The sequence below is a fragment of the Micromonospora sp. R311 genome, from assembly GCF_056780015.1.
Genome location: NZ_JBSWCE010000013.1, coordinates 59,315 through 75,626, shown reverse-complemented (window position 1 = coordinate 75,626; position 16,312 = coordinate 59,315). Strand labels below are relative to the sequence as shown.

The 16,312-nt window shown below is 74.0% G+C and carries 14 protein-coding genes; 9 read left to right on the top strand and 5 right to left on the bottom strand.

The window, feature by feature from the left end; genetic code table 11:
• Positions 1-33: 33 nt before the first annotated feature.
• Complete coding sequence (locus AC1WTP_RS13480; RefSeq protein ID WP_481649573.1) at positions 34-2,085, bottom strand: serine/threonine-protein kinase; 2,052 nt, start codon at positions 2,083-2,085, stop codon at positions 34-36.
• A 205-nt stretch (positions 2,086-2,290) separates the two neighbouring features.
• On the opposite strand from AC1WTP_RS13480, the gene AC1WTP_RS13475 reads away from it, so the two are divergent.
• Together AC1WTP_RS13475 and AC1WTP_RS13470 are read left to right on the top strand one after the other, a co-directional pair.
• Positions 2,291-3,874 (top strand): acyl-CoA mutase large subunit family protein, encoded by a 1,584-nt coding sequence (locus tag AC1WTP_RS13475; RefSeq protein WP_481649572.1) that lies wholly within the window; start codon positions 2,291-2,293, stop codon positions 3,872-3,874.
• 619 nt (positions 3,875-4,493) lie between these two features.
• On the top strand, positions 4,494-5,753 hold the full coding sequence (locus AC1WTP_RS13470) for an amidohydrolase (RefSeq protein WP_481649571.1): 1,260 nt from the start codon (positions 4,494-4,496) through the stop codon (positions 5,751-5,753).
• Here AC1WTP_RS13470 and AC1WTP_RS13465 read toward each other — a convergent pair.
• Positions 5,710-6,657, bottom strand: coding sequence for a DUF4349 domain-containing protein (locus tag AC1WTP_RS13465; protein ID WP_481649570.1), 948 nt, complete (start codon positions 6,655-6,657; stop codon positions 5,710-5,712). The two genes, AC1WTP_RS13470 and AC1WTP_RS13465, sit on opposite strands and share 44 nt — an antisense overlap.
• 116 nt (positions 6,658-6,773) lie before the next feature.
• Here AC1WTP_RS13465 and AC1WTP_RS13460 point away from each other — a divergent pair, with 116 nt between their 5' ends.
• Genes AC1WTP_RS13460 through AC1WTP_RS13445 form a run of 4 tightly spaced genes read left to right on the top strand, consistent with a single transcriptional unit; the run spans position 6,774 to position 10,129 of the window.
• Entirely contained in the window at positions 6,774-7,403 is a 630-nt protein-coding gene (locus AC1WTP_RS13460) for an MBL fold metallo-hydrolase (RefSeq protein WP_481649569.1), read from the top strand.
• Positions 7,404-7,407: 4 nt separating this feature from the next.
• The gene (locus AC1WTP_RS13455) at positions 7,408-8,325 is read left to right on the top strand and encodes a hypothetical protein (RefSeq protein ID WP_481649568.1); all 918 of its coding nucleotides are present in this window, start codon (positions 7,408-7,410) and stop codon (positions 8,323-8,325) included.
• A gap of 59 nt (positions 8,326-8,384) precedes the next feature.
• Positions 8,385-9,125, top strand: a complete 741-nt coding sequence (locus AC1WTP_RS13450) for an SCO6745 family protein (RefSeq protein WP_481649567.1) — start codon at positions 8,385-8,387, stop codon at positions 9,123-9,125.
• Between the two features lie 41 nt (positions 9,126-9,166).
• On the top strand, positions 9,167-10,129 hold the full coding sequence (locus AC1WTP_RS13445) for an N-acetyltransferase family protein (RefSeq protein WP_481649566.1): 963 nt from the start codon (positions 9,167-9,169) through the stop codon (positions 10,127-10,129).
• A 73-nt stretch (positions 10,130-10,202) separates the two neighbouring features.
• Here AC1WTP_RS13445 and AC1WTP_RS13440 read toward each other — a convergent pair whose 3' ends face one another.
• A complete protein-coding gene (locus AC1WTP_RS13440) occupies positions 10,203-10,658 on the bottom strand; it encodes a gamma-glutamylcyclotransferase (RefSeq protein WP_302918274.1) in 456 nt (151 codons plus the stop codon).
• Positions 10,659-10,764: 106 nt separating this feature from the next.
• On the opposite strand from AC1WTP_RS13440, the gene AC1WTP_RS13435 reads away from it, so the two are divergent.
• Positions 10,765-12,168, top strand: a complete 1,404-nt coding sequence (locus tag AC1WTP_RS13435; protein WP_481649565.1) for an NAD(P)H-quinone dehydrogenase — start codon at positions 10,765-10,767, stop codon at positions 12,166-12,168.
• A gap of 7 nt (positions 12,169-12,175) precedes the next feature.
• On the opposite strand, the gene AC1WTP_RS13430 is transcribed toward AC1WTP_RS13435, so the two are convergent.
• Both AC1WTP_RS13430 and AC1WTP_RS13425 read right to left on the bottom strand, forming a co-directional pair.
• Positions 12,176-12,814, bottom strand: coding sequence for a DUF998 domain-containing protein (locus AC1WTP_RS13430; RefSeq protein WP_481649564.1), 639 nt, complete (start codon positions 12,812-12,814; stop codon positions 12,176-12,178).
• 175 nt (positions 12,815-12,989) lie between these two features.
• Complete coding sequence (locus AC1WTP_RS13425) at positions 12,990-13,598, bottom strand: DedA family protein (protein ID WP_481649563.1); 609 nt, start codon at positions 13,596-13,598, stop codon at positions 12,990-12,992.
• Between the two features lie 508 nt (positions 13,599-14,106).
• Here AC1WTP_RS13425 and thrS point away from each other — a divergent pair.
• Both thrS and AC1WTP_RS13415 read left to right on the top strand, forming a co-directional pair.
• On the top strand, positions 14,107-15,324 hold the full coding sequence (gene thrS, locus AC1WTP_RS13420; RefSeq protein WP_481649562.1) for a threonine--tRNA ligase: 1,218 nt from the start codon (positions 14,107-14,109) through the stop codon (positions 15,322-15,324).
• A gap of 102 nt (positions 15,325-15,426) precedes the next feature.
• The gene (locus AC1WTP_RS13415; protein ID WP_481649561.1) at positions 15,427-16,305 is read left to right on the top strand and encodes an alpha/beta fold hydrolase; all 879 of its coding nucleotides are present in this window, start codon (positions 15,427-15,429) and stop codon (positions 16,303-16,305) included.
• Positions 16,306-16,312 lie beyond the last annotated feature (7 nt).

Sequence of the window (16,312 nt, the reverse complement as noted above, 5' to 3'; positions counted from 1 at the left end):
GCCGGCGGATCACCCCATCCGCTTCCCCTGGCCTCAGCCGGCCGAGGTCAGCTGGAACGTCTTCACCATCTCCTCGAAGATCGGCTTGCTCTCCTCGAACTTGCCGTCGGTGGAGGTGAGGTAGAACGAGTAGGCCTTGCCGTCGCTGACCACGCCGCGCCAGACGCCGTGCCGCATGGTCTCGCCCTCGCCGCAGGTGTATTCCAGCTCGGCCGCCGGCTTGCCGGCCAGCGTCGTCTCGGTCAGCGACACCTGGGCGTACGGCTCGACGCAGGACTTCGACCGGGTCTTCAGGCCGTTCTCGGCCACCTCGGCCCAGCGCATCGAGTTGCTGCTGAACTTCTCGGTGATCAGGCGTACCTTGCGGCCCTCGTCCTCCGGGTCGACGTAGTCGGTGTAGCTGCCGCCGCTCGCCTTCTTCCAGCCCTTCGGCACCATCACCTGGACGCCGCGCGCCGAGTGCTCCTGCATCTCGACGCCCGGCCCGGCCGGGGCGGTGGCGGTCGGCTGGGCCTGCGGGGTGGGTGGGGCCGGGTCGTCGCCGCCGCTGAACAGGGCGACCACCCCGATCAGCAGCACCACGGCCAGCCCGCCGGCCGCGGCGAGCTGGACCTTGCGCGGCCAGCCCTTGACGGTGGTGACCAGTTCGCCGCCGGCCCGGCGGACCCGGTCGAGCGGAGCGTTGCCCGCGCCCGGCGCGGTGGCCGGCGCGGTCCACGGCTGGCCGGTGCCCGGCACCGACCACTGGGCGCCGCCGCCGTAGGTGCCGCCCACCCGCTGGGTGGCGTCCGGCGCGGCGGCGTAGGGCACCGCCTGGGTGGCGTCCGGTCGGGCGCCCCAGGTGACCCGCTGGGTCTCGTCGGACCGGCCCGCGCCGTCCACCCGCTGGGTGGCGTCGGCGCCGCCGTAGGTGCGCCCGGTCGCCGGCGACATCGCGCCGGTCGGCGTGTGCAGCGGGCCGGCCAGGGCGTCCGCGCTGGTCTCGTCCATCGCGGCGGCGCCCGGCGCGGCGGCCGGCTGCGGGCGTTCGCCCCGGCGCAGGGCGGCCAGCCGGTCGGTCAGCGACTCACCGGGGGCGAGCATCGCCCGGCCGCCGATCTGCCCGCTGGGCTTCGGCTCCGGCTGGGCCGGCGGCGGAGTCGGCACCGGCCGCTGGACCGGCACCACCGAGTAGGGGTCGGTCACCGAGTTCACCGCGCTGGCGGTGCTGGTCAGCGGCCCGGCGAGCAGCTCGCGCAGCATGGCCCGGGCGGTGTGCACGTCCAGCCGGCGGGCCGGGTCCTTCTCCAGCAGGCCCATCAGCACCCGGGTCAGCGGGCCGCTGCGCTGCGGGGTGGCGGGCGGGTCCTCGACCACCGCGTGCATCGTCTCGATCGGGTCGCCCTTGTCGAACGGGGGCCGCCCCTCGACCGCGGTGTAGAGCGTCACACCGAGCGAGAACAGGTCGCTCGGCGGGCCGAACTCCTGACCCATGGCCCGCTCGGGGGAGATGAAGTGCGGCGAGCCGAGCACCATCCCGGGCGTGGTGAGCTGCACGTCGGTGGGCATCCGGGCCACCCCGAAGTCGGTCAGCACGCAGCGGCCGTCCGAGCAGATCAGCACGTTGGCCGGCTTGACGTCGCGGTGCAGCACGCCGATCGCGTGGGCCACCTCGAGCGCGCCGAGCAGCGCGATGCCGATCTTGGCGACCACCCGGGGCGCGACCGGCCCGTCCTCGATCACCATGTCGGCGAGGCTGCGGGCGTCCAGCAGCTCCATCACGATCCACGGTCGGCCGCCCTCGGTGACCACGTCGTAGACCTGCACCACGGCGGGGTGCTGGATGGCCGCGGCGGCGCGGGCCTCGCGCAGGGTGCGCTCGTACATGGCGTCGCGGTCACTGGGGGCCAGCCCCGGCGGGAGCACGACCTCCTTCACCGCGACGTCCCGGCGCAGGAGTGTGTCTGTGGCACGCCAGACCGTGCCCATGCCGCCGTTGCCCACCGCCGACCGCAGCGAGTAGCGACCACCGATGGTGGTGCCGGGTGCCGCGCGTCCGGTCGGGGGACTGACTGGTCCGCCGCTCCACGTCGGGATCTGAGTCACAGAAAAGCCACCGGGGGAATTCGAGGGGGCTGGGACACAACCCCCCTATCTTGCTGGTTCCGACGCCCGATGCGAAAGCCGACGCGACGGACGTTTACCGAACTCGACGGTATGTGCCCGATCGTTCACCTCCCGTCGATGTCCGCCGACGCAGTGTGCGGAATCCCTCACCCGGCGGCGCGCGCGCTCGTCCTACCATCCGGGGATGAACGAACGGCGGTCAAGCGAGTCCGGTTTCCCGATCAAGGGCGTCTACACGGCGGCCGACCTCCCCAAGGACCTGGACTCCCGGCTCGGCGGCCCGGGCGAGTACCCGTACACCCGTGGGGTCTACCCCACCATGTACACCTCCCGACCCTGGACGATGCGCCAGTACGCCGGCTTCGGCACCGCGACCGAGTCCAACGCGCGCTACCACCAGTTGCTGCGCGCCGGCACGATGGGCCTCTCGGTCGCCTTCGACCTGCCGACCCAGATGGGCTACGACTCCGACGACCCGATCGCGCACGGCGAGGTGGGCAAGGTCGGGGTGGCCATCGACTCCATCGAGGACATGCGGCTGCTCTTCGACGGCATCCCGCTGGACAAGGTCTCCACCTCGATGACCATCAACGCGCCCGGCTCGGTGCTGCTGCTGCTCTACCAACTGGTCGCCGAGGAGAACGGGGTGCCGGGCTCGGCGCTCAACGGCACCATCCAGAACGACATCCTCAAGGAGTACATCGCCCGGGGCACGTACATCTTCCCGCCGAAGCCCTCGTTGCGGCTGGTCGCCGACACGTTCGGCTACTGCCGCAAGGAGGTGCCGAAGTGGAACACCATCTCCATCTCCGGCTACCACATGGCCGAGGCCGGCGCGACGCCCGCGCAGGAGATCGCGTTCACGCTGGCCAACGGCGTGGAGTACGTCCGGGCCGCGCTGGCCGCCGGGCTGGCGGTGGACGACTTCGCCCCCCGGCTGTCGTTCTTCTTCGTCGCCCGCACCACGCTGCTGGAGGAGGTGGCGAAGTTCCGGGCCGCCCGGCGGATCTGGGCCCGGCTGATGCGCGACGACTTCGGCGCCAAGGATCCGAAGTCGATGATGCTGCGCTTCCACACCCAGACCGCGGGCGTGCAGCTCACCGCCCAGCAGCCGGAGGTGAACCTGGTCCGGGTGGCGGTGCAGGGCCTCGGCGCGGTGCTCGGCGGCACCCAGTCGCTGCACACCAACAGCTTCGACGAGGCGATCGCGCTGCCCACCGAGAAGGCCGCCCGGCTGGCGCTGCGCACCCAGCAGGTGCTGGCGTACGAGACGGACCTGACCGCGACCGTCGACCCGTTCGCCGGGTCGTACGTGGTCGAGGCGATGACCGCCGAGCTGGAGGCGGCGGCGAACGAGCTGATGGACCGGGTCTTCGACCACGGGTCGGCGGTGGACGCGATCGAGGCCGGCTTCCAGAAGCGGGAGATCGAGCAGTCGGCGTACCGGATCGCCCAGGAGATCGACTCGGGGGGGCGGGTGGTGGTCGGGCTCAACCGGTTCGCCATCGACGAGGAGGAGCCGTACGAGCCGCTGCGGGTGGACCCGGCGATCGAGGCGGCGCAGGCCGAGCGCCTGGGCGGGCTGCGTCGCTCGCGGGACGCGGGTGCCGTGGAGCGGGCGCTCGCCGAGCTGCGCGCGGCTGCCTCCGGTACCGAGAACGTGCTCTATCCGATGAAGGAGGCGCTGCGGGCGCGGGCCACGGTCGGCGAGGTCTGCGGGACGCTGCGGGAGGTCTGGGGGCTGTACCGCCCCTCCGACCGGTTCTGACGCTTTTCTGATCCCGCGGCCACCGACGGCGCCCACCCGCGTCGCCGGTGGCCGCCGGCGTCGGCGCCGCAGGTCGGCACGGCGCTACAGTTCAAGCAGGTTCCCCGCCGCCGATCGGCGGCGCAGGCGTGGAGCGGGCCGGCGACGCCGCCGGAGTCCCGCGTCCCCCGGGGCGGCGCGGCCCACCGGTCGCGGCGTGTGCCGGGGAGGTTTACGGGTAACCCGACCGGGTGATCGGGACGCACACCCTGTGCGGTCGGATGGCGCCCGTCCGTGTGAACGTCGGCGGATGCCTCATTGCCGAGAGTGGTCGGGTAATTGTCGGAGTGTCAGTTCACTGAACCGACTAATGCGACAATTCGGAACAGCGGCCCGGGAGTCGGCGCCGACTTCGTGACCCGCGAAACGGTTACGCGTTGTAGGAGGTGTGGGGCAGATGACGGCGTTCGACCGCGATCTACCTGCTGTCCCGCAGATCTACGAACGCTCTCAGCAGGGCATTCGTGACGCTGTGCGCTCCGATCACTACCGTAAGGAGGTTGCGCAGCGTCACCGCCGGAGGTCTAGGCTGTCTGCTGTTCCTGATGATCCATCCATCTCTAGTGATCGAGAATTCGACGTGACGAGTGCGTTGACGTTGCCCACGGGCAGCCAGCTGGCGTCGTCCTGGCCGGAGGCGCCGACCGGGTCCCTACCCCTGCCCTTCGAGCTGGATCACCTTCTCGCCCTCCGGGTACCCGGGCTCATCGCCACCCGCCGTCACATCCACTCGCACCCGGAGCTCTCCGGCGAGGAGTTCGAGACCGCGGCGCTGGTCGCCCGGGAACTCTCCCTGGCCGGGCTGAACCCACGGATGCTGCCCAAGGGCAACGGCGTCATCTGCGACATCGACGGCCGCCCGGACGGCCCGGTGATCGCGCTGCGCGCCGACATCGACGCGCTGCCGCTGACCGACGTGAAGGACGTGCCGTACCGCTCGACGGTCGACGGGGTCTGCCACGCCTGCGGCCACGACGTGCACACCTCGATCATGCTCGGCGTGGGCATGCTGCTGGCCCAGCTGGCCGACCTCGGCGAGCTGCCCGGCCGGGTCCGGCTGATCTTCCAGCCCGCCGAGGAGATCCTGCCCTGCGGCTCGCTGGAGGTGATCGAGGCCGGCGGCCTGGACGACGTGGTGCAGATCTTCGCGCTGCACTGCGACCCCAACCTGCCGGTCGGGCAGATCGGCCTGCGGGTCGGCCCGATCACCGCGGCCGCCGACAACGTCACCGTCCGGCTCACCGGGCCGGGTGGCCACACCGCCCGGCCGCACCTGACCGTGGACCTGGTCGACGCGCTCGGCCGGCTGATCACCGAGGTGCCCGCGCTGGTCAGCCGCCGGGTGCCGGCCAACAGCGGGCTGCTGCTGGTCTTCGGCCACGCCTCGGCCGGCACCCGGTACAACGTCATCCCCTCCGAGGCGTGCGCGGCCGGCACCCTGCGGGTGATGGACCGCGACACCTGGGAGCTGGCTCCCAAGATTGTCGGTCAGGTGGTCCGGGACGTCATCGCGCCGACCGGCGCCACGGTCGACCTGGAATACCTGCGCGGCCGCCCGCCGGTGAGCAACGACTCCCGCGCCATCGGGGTGCTGACCGCCGCCACCACCGCCGCGGTCGGCGCAGAGGGCGTCGCCGAGACCCCGCAGAGCATGGGCGGCGAGGACTTCTCCTGGTACCTGGAGTACGTGCCCGGCGCGCTGGCCCGGCTCGGCGTCGGCCGTTCCGGCCCCAACGTGGACCTGCACCGCGCCTCGTTCGACGTGGACGAGCGGGCCATCCCGGTCGGCGTACGCGTCATGGTGCAGACCGCGCTGCGGGCACTGGCGGCGGCGCGCTGACCGGCGGCGCCGGCCGGCGGCGACGCCGCCGGCGCAGCAGCACGAGCAGCACCGCCAGCGGTACGCCGAACGCGACCAGCCAGGGCAGCAGCGCGCCCAGCACGGTCAGCAGCAGCGTCATCGAGACGAGGAAGACCTTCCAGCCGCCCTCCAGCCCGACCAGGAAGCCGACCTCGGTCTCCTCCTCGGCGGTGCTGACGTCCGGCCCGACCAGCGACACGGTGATGGTCGACAGGGCGGTGAGGTCGGCCAGCCGGCGCTTCTTCGCCTCCAGCGAGGCGAGGTCGGCCTCCCGGCGGGCCAGCTCGTTCTCCAGCGACACCAGGTCGGTGATCGAGGTGGCCCGGGCGAGCAGCCGGCGGGCGCTCTCCACCCGGGCGCGCTGGCTGGTGATCCGGGCGTCGAGGTCGATGGTCTCCTCGGTGACGTCCTCCGTCTGGATCTCCCGGCGCTGCTGCCGGCCCAGTTTCGCGATCTCGTCGACGACGTCGTTGAACTTCGCCGCCGGCACCCGCAGTTGCAGCTCCGCCACCGCGTCGGCCTCGGCGCTGCGCCGCTGGTCGCCGCCGACGAATCCGCCGGCCCGGTTGGCCGCGGCCACCGCTTCCCGGGCGGCGGCGTCCACATCGTCCACCTGCACCCGCATGGTTCCGGTGTAGATGATCGCCCGCTGGTCGATGCGCAGGTCCGGTGCGCCGGCGCCGGCCTGCTCCGGGGCCCCCGGGCCAGCCTTGTTCTGATCCGCCGCGGCGCCCGCCTCCTGGCCGCCCGGTGCGCCGGCCGCCGAGTCCCGGGCGGTGCCGGAGTCACCGCCCCCACCCCCGCAGCCCGCGAGGGCGAGCAGCGCGACAAGTCCCGCCGCGACCAGGGCCGTCCCGCGGCGACGTGCTCTTCGTCCGTCCATCCCCGTTCCTCCTCCACCGCCCCGCTGCGGGGCGATACCTCAGACGCGACGCGTCGGCACGTCGGTTCCGGCAGACTGCGCTCAGGACGTCACGATTCGATAATCGAGGAGTCACGATGCAACTCACCAAGTACGCCCACTCCTGTCTCCGGGTGGAGCACGACGGGGGAGTGCTGGTCATCGACCCGGGAGTGTTCAGCGATTGGGCGGCGCTGGACGGGGCGGACGCGGTGCTGATCACCCACGAGCACCCCGACCACGTCGACGTCGAGGCGCTGGTCCGCCAACTCGACCGGCGCCCGGTGCCCGTGTACGGGCCGTCCTCACTGGCCCGCACCCTCGGCGACGCGGCCGAGGCGCTGGAGCCGGTCGAGCCGGGTCAGTCGTTCACCGCCGCCGGCGTGGCGGTCCGCGCCCACGGCGGCCGGCACGCCGTCATCCACCCCGACATCCCGGTGGTGGACAACCTGGCGTACCTGGTCAACGACGTGGTCTACCACCCCGGCGACTCGCTGGTCGTCCCCGACGACGTGCAGGTCGACACGCTCTTCGCGCCGATCCACGCGCCCTGGTCGAAGTTCTCCGAGGTGGTCGACTTCATCCGGGCGGTCGCGCCGCGGCGCGCCTTCGCGCTGCACGACGGGCTGCTCAACGACAACGGGTTCGCCGTGCTCGACCGGCAGTACACCGCGCTGTCCAACTGCGAGTACCAGCGGTTGGAGCCGGGCACCAAGATCGACGGCTGAGGCGATGGCCGGCCCCTCCCGCGACCTCGCCCAGCAGCTCTACAGCACGCCGCCCGACCGGTTCGTCGCCGCCCGCGACGCGGCCGCCGCCGAGGCCCGCAAGGCCGGCGACCCGAAGACCGCCCGGGAGATCGCCAAGCTGCGCCGCCCCACCGTCGCCGCCTGGCTGGTCAACCTGCTCGCCCTCCGCCGGCCCGAGCTGGTCGCCGACCTGGCGCAGCTCGCCGAGGCGCTCCGCTCCGCCCAGCGCGAGCTGCGCGGCCCCCGGCTGCGCGAGCTCTCGGCCCAGCGCCGCGCGGTGGTCGGCGCGCTGGTCGCCGAGATCCGCAAGCTGGCGGCGCAGACCGAGGGGGCGCCGCCGGCCGGGAAGCTGCCGCTGGCCGAGATCGAGGCGACCCTGAACGCCGCGCTCTCCGACACCGAGGTGGCCGAACAGGTCCGCGCCGGCCGGCTGCTGCGGGCCACCAGCTACGCCGGCTTCGGCGAGGTACCCCGGCCGCAGCTGCGCCTGGTCACCGGCGGGGAGGAGGCCGAACCCGAGCCGCCCCGTCCGGAACGGGGCCGCCCGGACCGGGCCGCCCTGCGCGCGGAGCAGGCCGACCGGGCCGCCCGGGCGGAGCGGGAGCGGCGGCGTCGGGCGCTGGAGAAGGAGCTGGCGAAGGCGCGTACCGACCAGGAGCGGGCGGAGGCGGAGCTGGCCGGCGCGGCGGCGGCCGAACGCGACGGCGCCGCCGCCCTGGACGCCGTCGAGGCGGAGCTGGCCGAGCTGGAACGCCGGCGGGCGGTCGTCGAGCAGGAGCTGAGCCGGTCCAAGCTGGCCCGCCGGGCGGCCGAACGGACGTTCACCGCCGCCCGGCGCCGCACCGGCGAGGTGGAGGCGGCGGTCGAGGCGCTGGACGCCGAAGAGGGGGCTGCCGAGTGAGGTCGAGGCAGGCAGACTGAACCGGCGATGAGCGTGAGCGGACGGCGGGGAGCGGGCGGATGACGCCGGAACAGGTTGCCGCGGCCAGCAAGCCGATCGTGCTCGAACTCGGCGACGCCTACACCCGGTGTCCCACCACCCTGCGCCGGGCCCGGCTGCTCGGCATCTCCGGCTGGGCGTTCTACATCACCGGCCGGGCCGGCGCGCTCGGTGACGTCCGGGCCGAGACGGCGGCCGCCGCGCTCGGCTTCATCGAGCCCGCCGCGGTGGCCGACGGCTGGGACGCCGCCGCCCGGACGATCCGGCCGATCGAGGTCGCGGTCGCCAGCCTGGCCGAGTGCTGCCGCTGGGGCGACGAGCGGCTCGGCACCGCCCCCGGCGTGGAGCGCCTCGCCGATCTGCTCGAGCGCGCGGTCCTCGCCGCCGACGCCAGCGGCATGCCGCTCTTCGCCGCCTGGCGGGCGGTGACCGTGCCGGGGCGGACGCCGGGCGCCCGGGCCGCCGCCGGGCTGCGCCTGCTCCGGGAGCACTTCGCCGGGGCGCACCTGCTCGCCGTACGGGCCAGCGGGATGAGCCCGCTGGAGGCGGTGCTGGCCGGGCCGGAGGGGGAGGCCGGCGCGGTGGCCTGCGGCTGGCCGCCGCCGTACCCGCCGGTGGGGCCGTTGGTGCGGCGCCGGCTGTGGGCCGAGGCGGTGACCGACCGGCTGACCGCCTCGGCGTTCGGGGCGCTCGGCCCGGCCGACGGCACCGCGCTGCTGGAACTGCTGGCCGCGACCCGGGCGCACCTGAGCCCCCGGTAATTCGGCGGCGCATCCCGGGCCGGCCTGTCAGGATCGCCCCCGTGATGCTCCCCGCCGGCTGGACCGCCCGCCGACCCACCCTCGACGACGTCCCCGCGATCCTGGCGGTGGTGCACGCCGCCGACACCTTCGCCGTCGGCTACCCCGACTTCGACGCCGACGACGTGCGGGACGCGCTCACCGCGCCCTTCGTCGATCCGCAGCGCGACTCCTGGCTGGTCACCGACCCCGAGGGCGTGGTGGTCGGCTGGGCGATCCTGGCCAACCCGACCGGCGTCGGCCGCGAGTTCGTCGAGGTCTACGTCGACCCGGAGCGCGGCGAGGGGGTGCGCGCCCCGCTGCTCGCCCGGCAGCTCGACCGGATCGCCGAACGGGCCGCCGAGCGGGGCCGCCCGGCGCTGACCGTGCGCACCGCGGTGTTCGCGCCCGAGACGCGCTGGGCGGCCGAGCTGGCCGAGGCCGGGTTCAGCCGGGCCAAGCGGTACGTGCGGATGCGTCGTGAGCTGGCCGACCTGCCCGTCGAGCCGCCGCTCCCGCCCGGGGTGACGGTCCGGCCGCTGCGCGCCGACGACGAGGCCGACCTGCGACGGTTCCACCAGATCTACGACACCGCCTTCCGGGACACCCCGGACTACGAGCCGGCCGGCTTCGACCGCTGGCGCGAGGCGCTTCCCGCCCACGGCAACCTCTGGGACGAGTGGTTCGTCGCCGAGGTCGACGGGGTGCCCGCCGGGGCGTTGCAGTCCTCGGGCCAGGCGCTGGAGCAGGACGAGGGCTTCGTGCGGACGCTGTCGGTGCTGCCGGCGTACCGGCGGCGGGGGGTGGGCGCGGCGCTGCTGTGGCGGGCCTTCACCGTCTACCCGGCGAAGGGGCGCAAGTACGCCGGGCTGGGCGTCGACCTGACCAACCCGACCGCCCCGGTGACCCTCTACCGGTCGGTGGGGCTGCGCGAGGTGCGCTGGACGGACATGTACGAGCTGGTCGTGCCGGCCGCCGGTGTGTGATTGACGACGCGGGACGGGGTCGGCTCGTCGGGCCGCCCCGGCCGGTAGCAGACTGTGGGTCGTGGGATACGCGCTACGCCGACGCGGTGCCGGTGGGGCGGGACCGCAGCTCGGTGACGTAGTCGTCCGGCGCGCCCGCCTTCTCGGCGGCGTTCGCGATCTCCGAGAGATACCACGAGGTGGGCAGGCCGCCCTCGTAGCCGTCGAAGACGTAGATCCACGCGGTGACGTCCCCGTCGAGGGTGGAGACCCGCACGTGCAGCTTGCGGTACGTGCCGGCGGTCACCCCCTCGATCTCGTCGAGCTGGGCGGCGTCGTACGGGTGGATGTCGTAGAGCGCCACGAACACCCGGTCGCCGGGGGACTCGACGACGGTGCTGACCGCGCCCTCCCAGCCGATCACGTCCTCGCCCGCGAAGGTGAGCCGCCAGCCCTCCAGCCAGCCGGTGCCCACCATCGGCGAATGGGGACAGTAAGCGCGCATCCGGGCGGGATCGAGGTTTGAGCCATAGGCGGCGTAATGACGCACGGCGATGACGATAGCCCGGCCGGCGGGTGGGGGAGAATACGACGGTGCGTGTCGGACGCGTTCGGGAGAAGAAAGTCACTGTGAGCATCGACGAAGGGCGAGTGCTGTGAGCCGGATCGTGATCATCGGAGGCGGACCGGCCGGCTACGAGGCGGCACTGGTCGCCGCCCAGCTGGACGCTGATGTCACCGTGGTGGAGGCCGAGGGCGCCGGCGGGGCGTGCGTGCTGTCCGACTGCGTACCGTCGAAGACCTTCATCGCCAGCTCCGAGGTGGTGACCGGTTACCGGGACACCGAGGAGTTCGGCGTGCACTCCGACGGGCTGGAGGCGGTCACCGTCGACGCCCGGGCGGTGCACGGGCGGGTCAAGCGGCTCGCGCTGGCCCAGTCCGCCGACATCCACGCGAAGCTGCTCAAGGCCGGGGTGACCTTCGTCGCCGGCAGCGCCCGGCTCGGTGAGGACACGCTCGGTCACACCCACCGGGTCGTCGTCACCCCCGCGGACGGTGGCGCGGAGTACTCGATCGACGCGTCGACCGTGCTGGTGGCCACCGGCGCCACGCCGCGCCAGCTGCCCACCGCCGTACCGGACGGCGAGCGCATCCTGACCTGGCGCCAGGTGTACGACCTGCCCGAACTGCCCGAGCACCTGATCGTGGTCGGCTCCGGCGTCACCGGCGCCGAGTTCGCCAGTGCCTATCTCGCGATGGGCGTCCAGGTGACCCTGGTCTCCAGCCGCGACCGGGTGATGCCGCACGAGGACGCCGACGCGGCGATGGCCATCGAGCGGGTCTTCCGCAACCGGGGCATGAGCATCCTGAACAACTCCCGGGCCGACGCGGTCCGCCGGACCGACGACGGCGTCGAGGTCGAGCTCTCCGACGGCCGCAAGGTGCAGGGCTCACACGCGCTGATCGCGGTCGGTTCGATCCCGAACACCGCCAACCTGGGCCTGGCCGAGTACGGCGTCGAACTGGCCCGGGGCGGTTACGTCACGGTCGACCGGGTCTCCCGCACGAACGTGCCCGGCATCTACGCCGCCGGCGACTGCACCGGGGTGCTCCCGCTGGCCAGCGTGGCCGCCATGCAGGGCCGGATCGCGATGTGGCACGCGCTCGGCGAGGCGGTCCGGCCGCTGCGGCTGCGGACCGTCGCGGCGAACGTCTTCACCGACCCGGAGCTGGCCACCGTCGGCGTCTCCCAGGACGAGGTGGACGCCGGCAAGGTCCCGGCCCGGCAGGTGATGCTGCCGCTCGCCGGCAACGCCCGGGCGAAGATGGCCGACCTGGCCGACGGCTTCGTGAAGCTCTTCTGCCGGCCGGCCAGCGGCCAGGTGATCGGCGGCGTGGTGGTCGCCCCGAAGGCCAGCGAGCTGATCCTGCCGATCACCATGGCCGTGGAGAACAACCTGACGGTCAACGAACTGGCCCAGACCATCACCATCTACCCGTCGCTGTCGGGCTCGATCACCGAGGCCGCCCGCCAGCTCATGCTCCACGAACTGGAGTGACCGGCGGTCAGTTCCAGAAGGCCGTGCGGTGCCGGTGCCCGGCCCGGACGTGCCAGAGCGCCAGCGTGGCGACCAGGGCCACCTCGGCGAGGATGAGGAGCCGTTCGACCAGGCCGATCAGGAGGCGGTCGCCGGGGTAGGCCGACCAGACCATCGCCGCCGCCAGGGCCACGCTGGCCAGGGAGAACCCGCGTATCCAGCGGCCGGCGGGGTCCGGCAGCCGCCGGGCGAGCAGCCAGCCGGCGAACGGCAGGGCCAGGAAGGCGACCACCGAGGCGTACCGGTGGACGTACGCGGCGGTGTCCATGGGCAGCCCCGGCTCGTTGGTCGGCACGACCGCGGCCAGCAGCAGCCCACCGACCCAGGCGGCCAGCAGCACCTCCGCCAACCGCCCGGGACCGGGCCGGCCGGCGACGGGCGGGCCGGTCACCCGGCGCAGGGCGGGCAGGAGCACGGCGGTGGCCACGGCCAGCACCACCATGGCCATGTCGATCACGCCGCCCCGGTCGGACACGGCGAAGTCGCTGACGGTCAGCGACCAGGGGTTCAGGTCGTCGTTCACCTCGAGGTGACCGATCACGGCGAGCAGCGCCGCCAGGGCGATCCCGCCGAGGGCCAGCAGGCCACTGTTCCGGGTTCCAGGCATGCCTCAGCCTGTCGCCGAGGGCACCTCAGACGGATCCGGGACGACCACCGAGATCGATCCCGGGGGCGACCCCTAGAGGCTGCCTCAATCGACTCCGGGTCGCCGACGTGGCGGTGTCCACGGGGTCCGGATACCGCCACATCGCCGACGTGGCGCGCGGAGACCCGGCGTCCGCTCAGTCGGTGGCCTCGGCGGGGGTGTGGTGCCGGGCGCTGAGCACGGTCATCGCCCAGCCGGCCGCCGCGAATCCGGCCGCCGCCGCCCCGGCGACCACGGCCAGCCGCCAGGCCGATCCGGTCAGCGCGGTGCCGCCGAGGTGCCCCACCAGCGCGCCGTACGTCGCCCAGGCCAGCGCGGCCACCGCCTCGTAGAGCAGGAAGAGCCGGTACGGGTACCGGCTGCGCCCGGCCGAGAAGCAGGCCGCCATCCGCCCGCCCGGCACGAACCGGCAGAGCAGGATCACCAGCGGGCCGGGTCGGCGCAGTCCCCGGGTGAACCGGTGGGCGACCCGCCGGGCCCGGCCCGGTCCGGTATGCCGGGGCGGCCGGCGGCCGGGCGCGCCCCGCCCGAGCAGGTAGCAGGCCAGGTCACCGGCGAAGACGCCGAGTGCGCCGACGGCGATGGTCAGCGGCAGGTTCAGCCCGCCGTACACGGTGAGGGCGCCGCTGGTGATCATGATGACCTGGGTGGGGATCACCGGCACGAAGGCGTCCGCGACCAGCAACCCGAGCAGCGCGAGGTACGCCCAGGTCGGCGACGCGACCTCAGTGAGTAGTTCGGGCACGACTGCCACCTCGCCGGACGGGGCCGATTGGGTGTACCGAGCCTGACGTCGTGTCCGGCGTCACGGGGGACGGCCCTGGCCTGGGGTGACCGTCGACACGGCCACGCCACCGCAGTTCCAACGACCGGTCGGCCAGGTGGTTACGGGGGCTCGCGCGGTCGGCGGATCGGCGGGCGTCGGCGTACCGTTGTCGGCGCGCGGCCCGCGACCGTCGGGTCCCCCGTCCCTGACGACGGGCCGCCGCGGGCCGCCGGCAGGTCCCGTGCCGGCGGCCCGCCCCCTGCCCCCGCCCGTCCGGCCGCGCCCGGCCGGGAAATGCGGGTGCGATCTGCGCCGCGGCCGGCGTATGGTCGCGGCATGCGCGGTGCGGAGCTGACCACGACGCCGGGAGACCCCGGCGCGCCGCACTGACACATCCGTCGACGAGGCCCCGGGGCGATCCGCCCCGGGGCCTCGTGGCGTTCCGGACCGGCTCGCCCGCGGGGCGTACCCGATCAAGGAGCGCGACATGATCGACCACCGCAGGCTCGGCCGGGAGCTGGACCTCTTCGTCTCCGACCCGCTGGCCGGCGCCGGGCTGCCGATCTGGCTGCCGGCCGGCGCCGCGGCCCGGCACGCCGTCGAGGAGTACGTGCGGGAGCTGGAGCGCCGGGCCGGCTACCGGCACGTCTACTCCCCGCCACTGGGCAAACGGCAGCTCTTCGAGACCTCCGGCCACCTCGACTACTTCGCCGAGGACATGTTCCCGCCGATGCGGCTCAGCGCCGACGACGAGTTCGTGCTCCGGCCGGCGCTCTGCCCGCACCACGCCCTGGTCTACCGGGCCCGGGGCCGCTCCTACCGGGAGCTGCCGCTGCGGATCGCCGAACTGGGCGGGATGTACCGGGCCGAGCGCTCGGGGGTGCTCGGCGGGCTGTCCCGGGTCCGCGCCATCTCGCTCAACGACGCGCACAACTTCTGCGCCCTGGAGCAGGTGGGCGAGGAGGTCGCGGCCATCCTCGGGCTGATCCGCGCGGCGCACGCCGCGCTCGGCGTGCGGCCCGCCGGGTTCCGGCTGTCGCTGCGCGGGCCGGAGCAGCGCTACGTCGGGGACGACGCGCAGTGGGCCCGGGCCGAGGAGCTGCTGCGGGAGGCCCTGGCCGGGGTGGAGTACGCCGAGGCGCCCGGCGACGCCGCCTTCTACGGCCCGAAGATCGACATCCAGATCGTGGACGCCGCCGGCCGGGAGTCCACCCTGTCCACCGTGCAGCTCGACTTCGACAAGCCGGCGAAGTTCGACCTGTGGTACACCGACTCGGACGGGTCGCGGCGCCGGCCGGTGATGGTGCACCGGAGCCTGGTCGGCAGCATGGAGCGCCTCTTCGCGTACCTCATCGAGGTGCACCAGGGGGCGTTCCCGGCCTGGTACACCCCTGTCCAGCTGGTGGTGCTGCCGGTCGACGACGGGCAGGCGGAGGCGGCCGGCCGGTTCGCCGCCGACGCGCTGGCGGCCGGGCTGCGGGTCGAGGTCGACGCCGCCGGCTCGCTGGGCGCCCGGGTACGCGACGCCGCGCGGCGCCGGGTGCCGTACGCCGCGGTGATCGGGCCCCGCGAGGCGGCCGACGGGCTGGTCTCGCTGCGCCTGCGCGACGGCCGCGAGCTGGACCCGATGCCCGCCGCCGGCGCGCTCGGGCTGGTCGCCGGCGTGGTGGCCGCCCGCTCGGCCGACCTGCTCGGCGCGGGCTGAGCCCTCGCCGGTTCCGGCCGGGGCCGGGCGTCCGGTCCCGGCCGGGGCTGTTCCGGGGCGGGCCCGGGCCTCCGGCCGTAGCGTGGCGATGAGGAGGAGATCGTGGCCCACGCAGCTGTCGCGCACCGCACCGTCGACGTCGACGGGATCGGCGTCTTCTACCGGGAGTCCGGACCGCCGGACGCCCCGGTGGTGCTGTTGCCGCACGGCTACCCGTCCTCGTCGTTCCAGTTCCGCAACCTGCTGCCCGCGCTCGGCGACCGGTGGCGGGCGATCGCCCCGGACCATCCCGGCTTCGGGTACAGCGACACCCCGGACCCGGACCGGTTCGGGTACACCTTCGACGCCTACGCCGACCTGCTGCGCAGGTTCACCGAGGTGCTCTCGCTGACCCGCTACGTGATCTACCTGCAGGACTACGGCAGCCAGTTCGGGCTGCGGCTGGCGATGGCCGCGCCGGAGCGGGTCGCCGGCCTGGTCATCCAGAACGGCGACATCTACCCCGACCAGCACGGCCCCAAGTACGAGCCGCTGAAGCGGTTCTGGCGCGACCCGACCGACGACGGCCGGGCCCGCCTCGCCGAGGCGGTCAGCGAGGCGGGCTTCCGGAGCGAGTTCCTCGGCGAGCTGCCGGACCGGTTGGTCGACCGGGTCAGTCCCGACCTGTGGCGGCTGTCCTGGGCCCAGGTCGAGGCCGGGCCGGCGCGGCGGGCCAACCTGGTCCGCCTCCTGGCCGACCAGGGCAGCACCGTCGCCTGGTTTCCGCGCCAGCAGGAGTACCTGCGCGCCCACCGGCCGCCGACCCTGATCGTCTGGGGTCCGCACGACGGCTACATGCCGGCGGGCGCGGCGCGGGCCTACCTGCGGGACCTGCCCGACGCGGAACTGCATCTGCTCGACGGCGGGCACTGGCTGCTGGAGACGCACCTCGACGAGGTGGTGCGCCTGCTGCGGGACTTCCTCGGCCGGGTGCACCGCTGACCGGCCC

What these genes read in the sequence shown, in the direction of transcription:
- AC1WTP_RS13430 (WP_481649564.1), bottom strand. Translation starts at nt 12,814, where the DNA reads ATGCCTGGAACCCGGAACAGTGGCCTGCTGGCCCTCGGCGGGATCGCC.
- AC1WTP_RS13455 (WP_481649568.1), top strand. Translation starts at nt 7,408, where the DNA reads ATGGCCGGCCCCTCCCGCGACCTCGCCCAGCAGCTCTACAGCACGCCG.
- AC1WTP_RS13450 (WP_481649567.1), top strand. Translation starts at nt 8,385, where the DNA reads ATGACGCCGGAACAGGTTGCCGCGGCCAGCAAGCCGATCGTGCTCGAA.
- AC1WTP_RS13465 (WP_481649570.1), bottom strand. Translation starts at nt 6,657, where the DNA reads ATGGACGGACGAAGAGCACGTCGCCGCGGGACGGCCCTGGTCGCGGCG.
- thrS (WP_481649562.1), top strand. Translation starts at nt 14,107, where the DNA reads ATGATCGACCACCGCAGGCTCGGCCGGGAGCTGGACCTCTTCGTCTCC.
- AC1WTP_RS13460 (WP_481649569.1), top strand. Translation starts at nt 6,774, where the DNA reads ATGCAACTCACCAAGTACGCCCACTCCTGTCTCCGGGTGGAGCACGAC.
- AC1WTP_RS13475 (WP_481649572.1), top strand. Translation starts at nt 2,291, where the DNA reads ATGAACGAACGGCGGTCAAGCGAGTCCGGTTTCCCGATCAAGGGCGTC.